10 protein-coding genes are annotated in these 13,751 nt (G+C 72.5%); 6 read left to right on the top strand and 4 right to left on the bottom strand.

The genetic code is table 11. From position 1 onward, the window contains the following. Positions 1-245 precede the first annotated feature (245 nt). Positions 246-1,640 carry a sugar transferase gene (locus ACFQ53_RS17395; RefSeq protein WP_377862133.1) on the bottom strand — a complete coding sequence of 465 codons (1,395 nt, stop codon included), beginning with the start codon at positions 1,638-1,640 and terminating at the stop codon, positions 246-248. A gap of 681 nt (positions 1,641-2,321) precedes the next feature. Here ACFQ53_RS17395 and ACFQ53_RS17390 point away from each other — a divergent pair. Next, a complete protein-coding gene (locus tag ACFQ53_RS17390) occupies positions 2,322-5,039 on the top strand; it encodes a LuxR C-terminal-related transcriptional regulator (protein WP_377862130.1) in 2,718 nt (905 codons plus the stop codon). Positions 5,040-5,165: 126 nt separating this feature from the next. Here the strand turns inward: ACFQ53_RS17390 and ACFQ53_RS17385 are convergent, their stop codons facing one another. The 3 genes from ACFQ53_RS17385 to ACFQ53_RS17375 form a co-directional block, all read right to left on the bottom strand. Further along, a complete protein-coding gene (locus ACFQ53_RS17385) occupies positions 5,166-6,137 on the bottom strand; it encodes a type II CAAX prenyl endopeptidase Rce1 family protein (protein WP_377862127.1) in 972 nt (323 codons plus the stop codon). Beyond that, entirely contained in the window at positions 6,127-7,053 is a 927-nt protein-coding gene (locus ACFQ53_RS17380; protein WP_377862124.1) for a class II glutamine amidotransferase, read from the bottom strand. The genes ACFQ53_RS17385 and ACFQ53_RS17380 overlap by 11 nt, the downstream gene beginning before the upstream one ends. A 105-nt stretch (positions 7,054-7,158) precedes the next feature. Continuing rightward, positions 7,159-8,637, bottom strand: coding sequence for an amino acid permease (locus tag ACFQ53_RS17375; RefSeq protein WP_377862121.1), 1,479 nt, complete (start codon positions 8,635-8,637; stop codon positions 7,159-7,161). Positions 8,638-8,942: 305 nt separating this feature from the next. Between ACFQ53_RS17375 and ACFQ53_RS17370 the strand changes: the two genes are divergently transcribed. From ACFQ53_RS17370 to ACFQ53_RS17350, 5 genes are all read left to right on the top strand, one after another. Beyond that, positions 8,943-10,478, top strand: a complete 1,536-nt coding sequence (locus ACFQ53_RS17370) for an MFS transporter (protein WP_377862118.1) — start codon at positions 8,943-8,945, stop codon at positions 10,476-10,478. Beyond that, entirely contained in the window at positions 10,475-11,026 is a 552-nt protein-coding gene (locus tag ACFQ53_RS17365) for a universal stress protein (protein ID WP_377862115.1), read from the top strand. Before ACFQ53_RS17370 ends, ACFQ53_RS17365 begins: the two co-directional genes overlap by 4 nt. A gap of 205 nt (positions 11,027-11,231) precedes the next feature. Then, the gene (locus ACFQ53_RS17360; protein WP_377862136.1) at positions 11,232-12,503 is read left to right on the top strand and encodes a sensor histidine kinase; all 1,272 of its coding nucleotides are present in this window, start codon (positions 11,232-11,234) and stop codon (positions 12,501-12,503) included. After that, entirely contained in the window at positions 12,500-13,267 is a 768-nt protein-coding gene (locus ACFQ53_RS17355; protein ID WP_377862112.1) for a response regulator, read from the top strand. Before ACFQ53_RS17360 ends, ACFQ53_RS17355 begins: the two co-directional genes overlap by 4 nt. Before the next feature lie 94 nt (positions 13,268-13,361). Then, positions 13,362-13,604: a hypothetical protein gene (locus tag ACFQ53_RS17350; protein ID WP_377862109.1), complete on the top strand. Its 243-nt coding sequence runs from the start codon at positions 13,362-13,364 to the stop codon at positions 13,602-13,604. The last annotated feature ends 147 nt before the right edge of the window (positions 13,605-13,751 follow it).

Here is a 13,751-nt window from a genome sequence, read left to right as displayed (position 1 = left end):
GGCGCGGATCTCGCGCTCGGTGACGCCGACTCGGGCGGGCGGGGCACCCGCGGCGGGGGGGCGGGGGGCGCGCCCGCGGGGGGGGCCCCGCCCCCCCCACCCCTCCCGTGGGGGCCCCCCCCGCCGGGGGGGCCGGCCCCTCTCGTCGTCGTCGGCGTGAATCCCCGACCCCCGCCGCGCGACGCCTCAGCAGGCGCCGGCCGTGCAGCAGCTCAGCAGGCGCCGTCCGCGCCGCGGCTCAGTACTCAGTAGGCGCCGTCCTTGCCGACCACGGCCTTGACGGTGCGCAGCATGATCCAGAGGTCCATGCCGAGCGACCAGTTGTGGGCGTAGCGGACGTCGAGCGCCTGCGCTTGCTCCCAGCTCAGCGCGGAGCGGCCGGAGACCTGCCAGAGGCCGGTCATCCCGGGCACGACTCCCAGACGGTGGAACGCGGAGCCCGTGTAGAGGGCCACCTCCCCGTCGCGCTGGGGGCGCGGCCCGACGAGGCTCATGGAACCTCCCAGGACGTTGAGCAACTGCGGGATCTCGTCGATCGAGTAGCGGCGCAGGAAGCCGCCGATGCGGGTCAGGCGGGGATCGTTCTGGATCTTGAACAGCGGCTTGTCGTCCGTCTGCTGCTCGCGCAGCAGTGCAGCCAGCTTCGAGTCGGCATCGACGGCCATGCTCCGGAACTTGAACATGTGGAACGGCCTGCCGTCCTTGCCCACGCGCTCCTGCCGGTAGAAGATCGGCCCGTGGTCGTCCAGCCGCACGGCGAGGGACACCGCGATGAGCAGCGGCGAGAGCGCGGCCAGCAGCAGCGCCGAGCCCAGGATGTCGAAGGCGCGCTTGGCCATGCGCACCGGCACCGGCTGGCGCGGGGGCCGGATCACGACGGAGGCGCCACGGGCGCCGGAGACCACCCGCACGCGCGACCGGCGCGCTCCCGGGGCCATGAAGGACAGCTTGAGCGGGATGCCGCGGCCCCGGAGCTCCCAGCTCAGGTGCGTGAGCAGCGGTGCCGGCGCGGCGCCGCGGACCTCGACGACCTCGCTGCCGGTCTCCTCGACGCGATCGAGCACGTCCTGGACCTGCTCGTCCATCGGCACGGTCTCGCCGCCCACGAGCATCGGAGTCTCCTCCTCGAGGAGGCCGGAGGCCATGGGGTCGACGGGCTCGGTGGAGACGAGGACGGAGCGCACGGGGTGCAGGAGGCGGCCCAGCGCCACGATGACGGCGCCGCCCGCGCCGAGCGCGAGGGTGAGGGCGAGGAGGGCGGGGCCGGAGGGCACGATCTCCCCGAGGAACGGACGCGCGAGCGCCAGCAGCAGCGCTCCCCCGAGGACGAGCAGCATGGGACGCGCGGCGAGCGTCCGAGCGCTGTCGAGCGGGCGCGAGGACTGGGCACTCATCATCACGGCCCATGCGAGCGCGAGGACGGCGAGGGTGGCCGCTCCGGCAAGAGGCGCCGAGTTCATGACGGCGCTCGCCCCGACCGTGATCACGGCGACGGCGAGGGAGAGCACCGCGGTGAGGGCGACGCGGCGACCGTGGGCCCCGAGGCGCGCCGGGGAGCGGTCCGCCTGCGGTGCGGCGGGAGCGAGCTCCGGCCGCAGCGGCACCACGAGGCTCTCGGCGCCGCGTGCATTCGCGCTCACGGCGATCTCCGTGCCGGGCTCCGCGAAGCCCGTATCCGGGAGAAGCAGGAGCGACGACGCGCGCTCCTCGACATCGACGGGCCTCTGCGCCGTCTCACCCGCTGCGTGTGCGCGGTTCCCGCGCACCTCCGCGACCTGTGTGCTCATAGGAAGGCCCCCTGGTGTCTACTCGCTCGCCCGGCCGGACCCCACGTCCTGGCCGAGCCGTCGGCGGGGCACCCCGCCCCCGATATCCGACGTACTTCACGTTCTGCTCATCCGGACTCAATCCGGACACTTCGGACAGCCTAGGGATGGGCAGACCCGAAGCGAAGGGGGGTGCGGCCTACTTGCGGGTCACCACCGATCCGTGCCCGCGACATGCGGGTTCACTGCGGTGAGTTGCGGGCGTCCGGCGATCCCGCAACGGCTCGCGCAGGGCCCCCGATCCCGTCGGACGACGGACCGAAGGGTCGCCGAGGGCCGTTCAAGCAACACCTCGACAGGACCGCGAATCGGGATGTGATGCGCATCCCGTATAATCCTCGCAAGTCGGACACTTCGGGAGCGACGTGGCATCCTCGATCTGCCCGTTCCACGGACCCGGAGCGGCTCGGAACCCGTCGCGAGGACTGCGGTGCGACCCGCACCACGCAGAGGCCCCCGCATCAGCCCCGACCCGATCTCGCAGGAGGAGGAGAGATGGTCTTCGTCGCGCGCCCGGACGAACTCGCGCAGCTCCAGCGCGACCTCTCGGACCCCGCCGGCCGGATGCTCATGGTCGCCGGCCCCCTCGGCAGCGGCAAGTCGTTCCTGCTCGATGCGCTGCGGGGAAGCCTCTCCCTCCCCTCGACCATCGTCCGCGCCGGGTCCGCTCCCGTCGACTGGCCGCTCGGCGGCCTCTCCAGCGTCCTGGCCGCGCTCGACGGGCTGCTGGCCACCGAGACCCTCCCCGTGCTCGACGCGCACGACCCGGCGGATCTGCCCTCGCTCGCACGCGGCATCGCCGCGGAGATCGAGCGCCGTTCGGTCTCCGAGTTCCTCGTGATCGTCGACGACGCCGAGCGGCTCGACGAGCCCAGTCGCACCGTCCTCGAGGTCGTCACCCTGCGCTGCGCCCCGCACGGGATGCGCTGCGCTCTCGCGGTCCGTCCCGGCGCGCACGGCCCCGACTCCGGCCGGCGTCAGGCGATCGACCTGCTCGACCTCGATCTGGAGACCATGCGCCGCCTCGCGGAGAGCTTCGCCCCCGAGGACGCGGATCCCGCCGTCCTGCTGCTGCTCGCGACCGCGGCCGGCGGCAATCCCCTCGCCCTCGAGGGACTCGTCGACGCCGCTCTTCCGGAGGCCCTGGACGGCACCTCGCCCCTGCAGGTGCCGCTGCCCGCGGACGCACGGTTCGAGGAGGCCCACCGAGCACTCCTCGGCACCCTCGACGAGCAGCAGATGCTGCTGGTGCAGATGCTCTCGAGCGCGCCCGCCACCCCCGAGACCGTGCTCCTGACGTGCGGGGATCCCGGGGCGTCGGCCGTGGCGCTGGACGACCTTCTCGGCTCCGGGCTGGTGACCCGCACCGGTCGCCTGGTGCGACTGCGCTCGCTCTCGCTGCGCTCCTCGGTCTACTGGGGCCAGAGCGCACACGCCCGTCAGTCCCTTCACGAGAAGCTCGCGGCCACCGCCGTCGGGGACGCGCCCGAGTGGAGGCAGTGGCACCTCAGCTTCGTGGACCCCGAGCACGCGCAGCCGGAGGTGCTGCTCGAGGGAGCACGCGCCCTCGTGGACGCGGCCGACCCGCGGCCCGCCCTCCACCTCGTGGAACGCGCTCTGTCCCTGCCCCCGGGCGAGGACTCCGAGACCGCGCGGCGCCTGTGCGAGCTCGTCGAGTCCCTCCTCGCCCACGGGGAGATCGAGCTGGCCGAGCGATACCTCAGCTTCGCCCGCGAGCGCTTCGCGGGATCGGGGATGCCCGCGTCCCTGGTCCGCTCCGCCCTCCTGTTCGCCCATGTCCGCGGCGAGGCGCTGCCGGTGCACCTCCTGCGGCACAGCATCACGGACCGCGCGGCGGGAACGGAGGCCGAGCGCGTCGACCTGGTCGCCCTGGGCGCCCTGCTGCTCCTCCACCGCTGGGAGCTGCGCGCGGCGCAGGAGCTGATCGGCCTCGCGCAGGACTCCGGGGAGCGCTCGACGCCCCTGCTCGCGGCGACCGCACGCCTCACCGGCCTCTACCGCCGCGTGCTGCGTGGAGAAGGCGCGCCGGCCGACGCCTGCGATCGGGAGATGATCGCGGGCCTCGGGCGCCCCGGCGACCAGGGGCTGGTGCGCACCGTGCTCGCGCAGGCGCTGTCGATCGCGGAGTCCTACGCCGAGGCACGCGATGTCGTGGATCCGTCCGGCCGCGGGGGCACCTCCTCGCCGGCCCCGCGCTCCCTCAGCCGCGCCCTCGACCTCACCGAGATCGAGCTGCGCGCGGGCCTGCCCGCACGCGCGCGGGAGTCCTTCCGGACCCTGGCGCCGTTCAGTTCGAGCGCGCGCATGATGCAGCCCCTGGTGCTGCGGGCACAGACCGTGCTCCTCCTGAGCAGCGGGGACGTCGAGGAGGCGGCGACGATCCTCTCCCGTCTCCAGCGCCGGCTCGCCCCCGGCGGCAACCCGCGCCTGGAGGCGGAGGTCACCGTGCTGATGGCCCGCGCCGCGCGCATGAGCGGGAACCTCGAGTCCGCCGCCCAGCACTTCGCGCGGGCCCGGGTGCAGTCCGCGCACTTCCACGCACCGCACCTGCTGCGCTTCCACGAGCACTACATCCAGACGCTCGTGGAGCTGGGGCGACGGGAGGAGGCCGCTGCCGTCCTCGAGGAGCTCACGGCCCTCTCCCACGAATCCCCGTCGCCCTGGGCCCGCCTGGCGATCGCCAACTCCCGCGCCCTGCTCAGCATCGGCGAGTCCCTGGACGGCGAGATCCAGGGCGTCATCGAGACGGGGCCCGACACGGGCCACGAGCTCCAGCGCGGCCAGTTCCTGCTCGCCTACTCCCAGCGCCTCGAGGAGCTGGGGCGGAGGACGGACTCGCGGTCGGCGCGCGATGCGGGCCTCCTGGCGATCGACAAGACGGGACAGACCACCGCCGACCTGGCGCCCGCACCGATTCCGCGCGCGACCGGCAGCGCGGATCCTCTGGCCCGGCTCGGGGAGAAGGAGCGTGCGGTCGCCGAGCTCGTCGGCCGCGGCATGCGCAACAAGGCGATCGCCTCCGAGCTATTCGTCTCCGTACGCACGGTCGAGCTGCGCCTGACCCGCATCTACCGCACCCTCGGCATCCGATCCCGCGCCCAGCTCGTCCAGATTCTGCAGGCCACGGGCGCGCGCGGCAGGCACGGCGCGAGCGCCCCCGGCGCGCGAGCCGGAGCCGGGTCGACGATATGACGGGGACGCACCCGCTCCGGTGACCCTCAGTCGAGGGCGAGCGCGACCGCGACTATGACAGCGACCGCGACCGCGACCACGCCGACGCCCGCGCCGATGAGGCGCCGAGCCGCGGAGCCGCGGACCTCAGACGCGCACGCGCTGCGGGGACGGGGCGTCGGCCGAACGGGCGAGGCCCTCGCCCATGCGCAGGCCGTGGCGCCGGTCGAACGCGTCGCACAGCAGCACGGTCAGCAGGAACACGGCGATCCCCCACGGGGCGATCGAGGCGCCCTGGCCGGGGAACACGGGGGCGCCGAAGGGGGCGAGCAGGCCGCTGAGCCCGAAGGTGCCCAGCTGCAGGAGGATCGGCAGCTCGAGGCCCCCGCTCTTCCAGGCCAGGATTCCGCTGCACAGCGAGATGAGGGCGGCACATGCGAGAGCGCCCGCGTCGGCCCCGAAGCCGCGGCCGATCAGCGAGAGCGGCACGGGCAGCACGATCGCCCAGAAGGGGCTGCGCAGCCAGGTGCCGACGGCCTGCTGGCCGATCCCGCGGAACACGAGCTCCTCGCCCACCGCGCGCAGGGGCGCGAGCAGCACGGTCAGCACGAGCACGCCGAGGATCGCTCCGGCGCTCCCCCGCGCTCCCAGCTGCGCGGGGCCGGTGCCCACCAGCATTCCCGCGACGGCCGCGAGGACCAGCACGGGAAGCATGCGCACGGCGCCCCAGGCCAGCACGTCCCGGCGGACGCGGCCGGCGACCGACCACAGCGTGCGCACCGGTCGCCAGCCGCCGAGTCGCACGCCCAGCAGCGCCGCGGGCACCGCGAAGGCACCGAGCGCGAGGGCGACGAAGACGCTCAGCGGGCTGGCCGGATCGCCCTGGCTGCGGCCGATCGCCATCGGATCGACGCCGGGGAGGATCGCGAGCACGGTCACCGTGCCCACCAGCACGAGGTAGGCGAAGACGATCTGCGCGACGCCCGCGGCCAGCGCAGTCAGCAGCGGCCGGAACCAGCGGGCCCATTCGGGCCGCAGGTGCGCGAGGCGGTGATAGGGCAGGGCGGCCGACGGGGCGGGTGCGTCGGGCGCAGTCCGGCACCGGCCCTCAGGCGGCACGACGGGTCCCGGTGCCGGCGAGCTTGGCGCGGCGCTCGGCGCGCTCCTCCGCCTCGGCCGCGTGGGCCTGGGAGGCGGCCTCGCTGAGACCGAGGTCCTCGATGCCCAGGCGATGCGCCGGCTGCGGGAACGGGGTCTGCGAGGAGACCTCGCCGGAAGGGCTCACGTGCAGCAGCTCGCCCTCGTCCAGGAGGCGCCACTGGTCGGAGTCGTCCATGGGCTCGCTCGCGATCACGACCGAGCGCACGTCCCGCAGGTCCGCGCTGGTCGCCCGCAGGGTGTCGGAGGCCTGATGGAGGGCGTCGTCGTTCCTGCCGCCCGCGGGCCGGTCGCGCACCCACAGCTCGTTGGTCTCGGGAAGGCGCAGGGCGTATAGGTGCTCGTCCCGTGCGACGACGAGGTTCAGCGAGTAGACGGGCACGCGCTCCAGCACCCAGGCGATCGCGGAGATCAGCCCCGCGTGCAGATCGCCGCCTGACGCAGAGGTCTCACCGGCGATGAGCGCGGCGAGCCACTCGCTGTCGGTCGCGCCCTCGACGAGGTGACCGGCGCCGAGCTTCCGCACGCGCCCGCGCAGCTCATCCGTCACGCGCAGCACCCCGTTGTGGGCGACGATGATGCCGTCCATGAGGAACGGGTGGGTGTTGACCAGGTCGTTCGCGGTCCCGGAGGAGTTGCGCACGTGGGCGATCATCGCGCGGGACCGGAGGTCGGAGGCGATCCGGGCGTACCGGCTCGAGGAGTGCGCGGCCACCGGGCGCTTCTGCACGTGCGGCGCGCCCTCGTCGTCGAACCAGCCGATGCCCGTGCCGTCGGCGTTGAACTGCGACTGGTGCGCGAGCGAGTACGGGGCGTCGAGCAGCCAGAAGCGGGCGGTGACGGGACGGTCGGCGTGGAGGGCGAAGAGGCGGCACATGGTCCTCCCACTGTAAGGCGGGTGCGCGCGGGCCGCCCGGCGAGTGTGATCCGCGGACCCGCGCGGCCCGTCGGCCCCGCCCTCAGACCTCCCGGTCAGGCGGCGTCAGCTCGCCCGGTTCAGGCGGCTGTGGTGGCGGGAGTAGAAGACGTAGATGAGAACGCCCACGACGAGCCAGATGACGAACCGCAGCCAGGTCTCCGCGGTGAGGTTCAGCATCAGGTAGAAGCAGACCACCGCGGCGATGATCGGGAGCACCGGCACGAACGGCACCTTGAAGGAGCGCGGCAGGTCGGGGCGCTTGCGGCGCAGCACGATCACGCCGATCGAGACCAGCACGAAGGCCGCCAGCGTGCCGATGTTCACCAGGTGCGCGAGCTCCGAGAGCGGGATGAAGGAGGCGAGGATCGCGATGATGATGCCCGCGATGATGGTGAGGCGGTACGGGGTCTTGAAGCGGGGGTGGGTCTTGGCGAGCCACGTGGGCAGCAGTCCGTCGCGGGCCATCGCGAAGCCCACGCGGGACTGGCCCATGAACAGGATCATGCAGACCACGGTCAGGCCGATGCAGGCGCCGATCGCGATGAGGTCGCCCATCACCGGCAGGCCCACGTCGACGAACGCCGTGGCCAGCGGGGCGCCGTCGCTCGGGTCGATGTCCTTGTAGCTCTGCATGCCGGTGATGACCAGCGAGACCGCCATGTAGAGCAGGGTGACGATCGCGAGGGAGCCGAAGATGCCGATCGGCATGTTGCGCTGGGGGTTCTTCGTCTCCTCCGCGGTGGTCGCGACGACGTCGAAGCCGATGAAGGCGAAGAACACCATGGCAGCCGCGGCGGCCACGCCGCCCCAGCCGAACACGCTGGGCTCGAGGCCGAAGAGGGTCTGGACGAGCGGGAGGCTCAGCGCGGAGCCCTGCTCGCCGGAGGCGCCCTGCGAGGGCGGCACGAACGGCACCCAGTTGGAGACCTTCACGAGGAAGATCCCGGCGATGATGACGGCGAAGACGACGATCAGCTTGATGGCCGTGACCACCTGGTTCACGCGCGAGGAGATCTTCACGCCGCCCACCAGGATGGCGGTCATGGCGAGCACGAGCAGCCCGGCGGGAAGGTTGATGAACCCGCCCTCGGCGGTGGCGACGGCCTCCGGGATCTGCAGCGGGGTGCCGTCCAGGACCACCGCCAGGTACTGGCTGAAGGAGGTCGCGAGCGCCGCGGAGCCCACGGTGAACTCGAGGATCAGGTCCCAGCCGATCACCCAGGCGAGGAACTCGCCCATGGTCGCGTAGGTGAAGGTGTAGGCGCTGCCGGCGACGGGGACCGTCGAGGCGAACTCGGCGTAGCACATGGCGGCGAGCCCGCAGGCGATGCCGGCGATCAGGAAGGAGAGGGAGACCGCGGGCCCCGCATTGGAGGCGGCGGCCTGGCCGGTGAGGACGAAGATGCCCGCGCCGATGCACACGCCGACCCCGAACACGATGAGGTCGAGCGCCCCGAGCTTCTTCTGGAGGGAATGCTCGGGATCCTCGGTGTCCTGGATCGACTGCTCCACGGACTTGGTGCGGAAGAAGGTCTGGCTCATGAGGACTCCTCAGAGGAGGGGCGGGGCGCGCCGATGCGCCACACCGAGGCAGAGGGTTCTGCAGGCGGCGAGACTACCAGCGCCGCTCCCGGGCGCCGTGACCGTGCGGTCCCGTGATCGCGCTGTGATCCGGAGGGGCGCCGCGCGGACGGTCCGGCCGACGGTCGAGAGGGCGGTCCGATCGCGCCCCGCCTCGCCTCCGGGGAGTAGCCTGCGTCACGTCCACGGCCGCTCCGGCCGACGTGACGCTCCCACCTGGGCGCCCGCCGACCGCTGTCGCCGACCGCAGATGACGAGGGGGACGCATGTCCGAGACCGCACACCCCGCCCGGGGAGGCGGGGACGCACGCCGAGGCGGGGACGCACGCACGACGGCCGGGCCGTCGTTCCAGGCCGTGCGCAGCCTGATCCCGGCCCGCATGGACCGCCTGCCCTGGGCCCGCTTCCACACCCTGGTGATCGTGGGGCTCGGCGCCGCCTGGATCCTCGACGGCATCGAGGTGCAGATCGTCGCGGCCAACGGCTTCGCCGCCGATCTCGGCATGAGCAACGAGCAGATCACCGCGTCGGCGACCTTCTACCTGTTCGGACAGGTGCTCGGCTCGCTCGTGTTCGGGCGGCTGACCGACCGGATCGGCCGCAAGAAGCTGTTCGCCCTCACCCTCGCGGTCTACCTCGCGGGCTCCGCGCTCGCGGGCCTGTCGTTCTCCATGTGGTTCTTCTACCTGTGCCGCTTCATCGCCGGCGCGGGCATCGGCGGCGAGTACTCGGCGATCAACTCCGCGATCGACGAGCTGATCCCCGCGAAGTACCGCGGGCGCGTGGACCTCGCCGTGAACGGCACCTACTGGGCGGGCGTCGCCCTGGGTGCGGCCTCGACGATCTTCCTGCTGGACCCCGAGCTCGTGAACGAGCACTGGGGCTGGCGGATCGGCTTCTTCATCGGCCCGGTCCTCGGCCTCATCCTGATCCTCATGCGCCGGGCGATCCCCGAATCGCCGCGCTGGATGCTCACCCACGGCCGCGGCGAGGAGGCCGAGCAGATCATCGCGGGCATCGAGGAACGGGTCCACGACAGCGGCCACGAGCTCGGCGAGGTCGACGAGTCGCGGGCGATCACCGTGAAGCCCGAGGAGCGGCTGCCGTTCCGCGAGGTCGCCCACGTGTTCTTCAAGGTCTACCCGGGCCGCACCGTGCTCGGCGTGACCCTCATGGTCACCCAGTCGTTCCTGTACAACGCCATCTTCTTCACCTACGCGATCGTCCTCGAGCAGTTCTACGGGGTCGCGAAGGACGCGGCGGGGCTGTACATGATCCCCTTCGCCATCGGGAACCTGCTGGGCCCGCTGCTGCTCGGTCCGCTGTTCGACACGATCGGCAGACGCAAGATGATCTTCGGGACGTACGGGCTCGCGGCGGTGATCCTCACGGTCTCCGCGATCGCATTCTCGATGGACCTGCTGACGGCCACCACGCACACCGTGTTCTGGTGCGTCGCGTTCTTCTTCGCGAGCGCGGGCGCCTCCTCCGCCTACCTGACGGTCTCCGAGGTGTTCCCGCTCGAGGTGCGCGGCCAGGCCATCAGTTACTTCTTCTCGATCGCGCAGATCGCGGGCGCGATCGCGCCGCTCATCTACGGGGTCCTGATCGGCGACGGCTCCTCGCGCGGGCCGCTCGTCATCGGCTACCTGGGCGGCAGCCTGATCATGCTGATCGGCGGCATCGTGGCCCTGGTGCTCGGCGTCGACGCCGAGCGCAAGGGTCTCGAGGACGTCGCCGACCCGCTCAGCAAGCGCAACGCGGAGGCCGAGGAGCAGGGCGAGCAGGAGGCGAGGGCATGAGCACGTTCGGTCCGGAGACAGGAAGCAGCGGTGCGGCCGCCCGCAGCAGCGGCGCGACGGCGAGGGACAGCGCATCCGAGGCGGAGGGACCGGGCCGCGGGCCCGTCCTCGTGGGCGTGAGCTCCACGTCGGGATCGCCCGCGGCGCTGCGCTGGGCCCTCGAGCAGGCACGGCTCCAGTCCCTGCCGCTGCTGGCACTGCGCGCCTACCGGGTGCCGACGACGGCAGCCGGGACCGTGCGCCCCACACCCTCGCGCGTGGCCGACAGCGACGACCCGCTGCGCCGCGCGGCCCTCGAGGCGCTGGAGGGCGACGTGCGCCGGGCGCTCGGGCCGTCGGTCGACGACGTCGAGCTCCGGGCCGTGCGCGGCTCTCGACGCCGTGTCCTGCTCGATGCCAGCGCGAAGGCGACGATGCTGGTCATCGACGCCCCGCGGCGACGGGAGGTGCGATCCGACCCGACATTCGCCGCACAGCTCGTGCATCGGGCGCTGTGCCCGGTGGTGATCATGCCGGGACCGCTCGCGAGGGACGCGGCGCGCGGCTGAGAATCTCCTCCAGACGGTGGTAGGGCAGAGGGGAAGGGACGGGACTGCTCGAAGTCATGCGTTCATCCTGGATGCGTGCGGGTCCTGGAGAGATCGGGCATCCGTATGGGTCCGTCCTCCGTCGGACGGCGAAGCCTCGTCCGACGGCCCATCGTCCCTTCGGCCGATCCGCCCGCCGCCAGCCGCTTCCTACGATGGGGCCGTGATGACCCCGCCCGCCCCCGCTCTCGCCCCCTGCGAGACTCGGTCCCCCCGCCCCTGGGTGCGGCGTCTCGCGGAGATCGGCCGGATGCTGCTCGTCTCGCTCGTATGCCTTGTCGTCGGGGCGCTGGTCCTCCTCGTGCTCGCCGTGGCCTACTGGGACGAGTACGGGGAGGTCCTCCCGCACAGGATCAGCCTGCTGCTCATGATCGACATCGCCATCGGCGTGCTCTCGAACCTCGCCGCAGGGCCTATGCGACGTGCCGGGCTGTGGAACCTGGTGCTGGTGGTGCCCGGCGCCCTCAGCGGGTCGTCGCTGCCCGCCTCTGCCGTCGCGCTCGCGCGGCTGGGCGCGCGCAGGGACTGGCGGGTGGACGCGTGCGGGCTGGGCCTCTGCGGGATCGCCGCGCTCGTCTCGGGCGTCCTGAGTCGCTGGGCCGACGGCGACTGGTCATCCACCCTGCTCATCGAGGTGCTGCTGAGCGTCGTGTTCGCGGCTGCCGCGCTGCTGTGGGGCCGGGTGCGCGGCACCCGCCACGCCCTGATCTCCTCCCTGCGCAGCCAGGCTGCGACCGCCCAGCGCGAGCGCGCGGCGATCGAGCGCGAGCACGAAGCGCTCGAGCGCGAGCACCGCGCCCTCGTCGCCCAGGCGGAGTCCGAGCAGCGCGCCGCCATCGCACGGGACATGCACGACAGCCTCTCCCACCACCTCTCCCTGATCGCGATGCACGCCGGGGCACTCGCCTACCGTCAGGACATGCCGCCCGCGCAGATGCGCGAGGTCGCGGACACGATCCGCGGTGACGCCCGAGCGGCGAACTCCGAGCTGCGCGACGTGCTCAGCGCGCTGCGCGAGGACTCGGCGGAGCCCCTGCCGACCTCGGCCAGCATCGACGACCTGGTCGCAGAGGCCCGCAGTGAGGGGCAGGACGTCCAGCTGCGCTGGGAGAGCATCGCCCCGGGCGAGCTCGAGTCCGCCGGCTCCGCGACCGTGGTGACCCTGGTCCGGATCACCCGTGAACTGCTCACCAATGCCCGCAAGCACGCACCGGATTCCCGACTGGACCTCCGGATCGTCCGGGACCACGATGATCTTCGGATGACGGCGAGCAATCCCGCCCCGGCGGCAGACGGCCGCACCAGCGAATTCGGCACCGGGCTGGGCCTGACCGGTGTGCGCGAGAGAGTGCGGCTGCTGGGCGGCACGTTCGCCGCCGGCCCTCAGGACGATGACACTTTCGAGGTGCGGGTACGCCTGCCATGGAGGACGCGATGACCCCCGATGACCCGCAGACGCGCGTGCTGCTCGTGGACGACGAGCAGCTCATGCGCGCCGGACTGCGACTGATGATCGACGGTGCCGACGGCATCGTCGTCGTCGGCGAGGCCTCGGACGGCAATGAGGCGCTGGACCGCTGCCACGAACTCGACCCCGACGTGGTGCTGATGGACATCCGGATGCCGCACATGGACGGGATCGAGGCGACTCGAGCCCTCCGCCAGCGCGGCGAGAGGCCCGGCGTCGTCGTCCTCACAGCCTTCGACACCGACACCTTCCTGCTGGATGCGCTGCGCGTCGGCGCCATGTCGTTCCTGCTCAAGGACTCGCCGCCCGAGCAGGTCGTCCAGTCCATCCACGAGGCAGCACGAGGCGAGGCCCGCTTCTCCCCTGCCGTGCTGCGACGACTGGTCCGTCTCGCCTCCGCGCACGACGAACGGTCGGACGCCGCCTCGGGCGCGGAGCCCGCGACATCGCACCGGACAGGGATCGATGCAGGCTCGACGCCCGGCGACCGGCCACGTTTCGGGACGGGCACCGCTGCCGGCGCGAAGACACGCCACCCCCACGCCATGACGGAGCGCGAGTGGGAGGTGGGGCGGCTGGTCGCGCAGGGCCTCACCAACTCCGAGATCGCCGACGCTCTCTTCCTGTCCCTGCCAACGATCAAGACGCACATCGGGCACCTGTTCGAGAAGCTCCAGGTCACCAACCGCGTGCAGCTCGCGATCCGCGTGCTCGAGATCGACGGCGGGTCCTGACTTGCCGCGACCACGGCCCCACCGCCCCCGGTGGCGTCCTGACCCACCACGACCCCGGTAGGCTCGCGGCGAACCGACCGCAGGAGATCCTCACGTGAAGTACCTGGCCATCGCCCTGCTCCTGGGCCTGCTCGCGCTGCGTCTGCTGCGCGGGCGATGGGGCTCGCGATTCCTCGGCGTCTCCGGGCGCGTGCTCGACATCGTCTACATCGCCGTGCTCGTGATCGCCGGGGTCGCCGCGGTCGCCACGAAGTACTGGCTGCTGCTCGCACTGGTGGTGGTGCTGCTCGTGCTGCGGATCATCGAGGCGGTGCGTTCCCGAGCTCCGCGCGACTGATCCGCCGGAGGGCCGGGCGGCGGTGCGGACCGGTGGGGTGCGGACCGGCGGGGTGCGGCCGGTCGGCGGTGCGGTCCGGCCGGGATGTGTCGCGGACCGGCGTATACGGGCTCTCTCTGCCACCGGTGGCAGAGAGAGCCCGTATAC

This window comes from Brachybacterium sp. NPDC056505, assembly GCF_042794925.1.
Taxonomy (GTDB): domain Bacteria; phylum Actinomycetota; class Actinomycetes; order Actinomycetales; family Dermabacteraceae; genus Brachybacterium; species Brachybacterium kimchii.
Note: the sequence above shows the minus strand (reverse complement) of the source record. Positions and strands in the feature narration are given on the sequence as shown.

Coding starts and splice junctions, on each gene's coding strand:
- ACFQ53_RS17355 (WP_377862112.1), top strand. CDS start 12,500: ATGACCCCCGATGACCCGCAGACGCGCGTGCTGCTCGTGGACGACGAG.
- ACFQ53_RS17365 (WP_377862115.1), top strand. CDS start 10,475: ATGAGCACGTTCGGTCCGGAGACAGGAAGCAGCGGTGCGGCCGCCCGC.
- ACFQ53_RS17380 (WP_377862124.1), bottom strand. CDS start 7,053: ATGTGCCGCCTCTTCGCCCTCCACGCCGACCGTCCCGTCACCGCCCGC.
- ACFQ53_RS17370 (WP_377862118.1), top strand. CDS start 8,943: ATGTCCGAGACCGCACACCCCGCCCGGGGAGGCGGGGACGCACGCCGA.
- ACFQ53_RS17390 (WP_377862130.1), top strand. CDS start 2,322: ATGGTCTTCGTCGCGCGCCCGGACGAACTCGCGCAGCTCCAGCGCGAC.
- ACFQ53_RS17360 (WP_377862136.1), top strand. CDS start 11,232: ATGACCCCGCCCGCCCCCGCTCTCGCCCCCTGCGAGACTCGGTCCCCC.
- ACFQ53_RS17375 (WP_377862121.1), bottom strand. CDS start 8,637: ATGAGCCAGACCTTCTTCCGCACCAAGTCCGTGGAGCAGTCGATCCAG.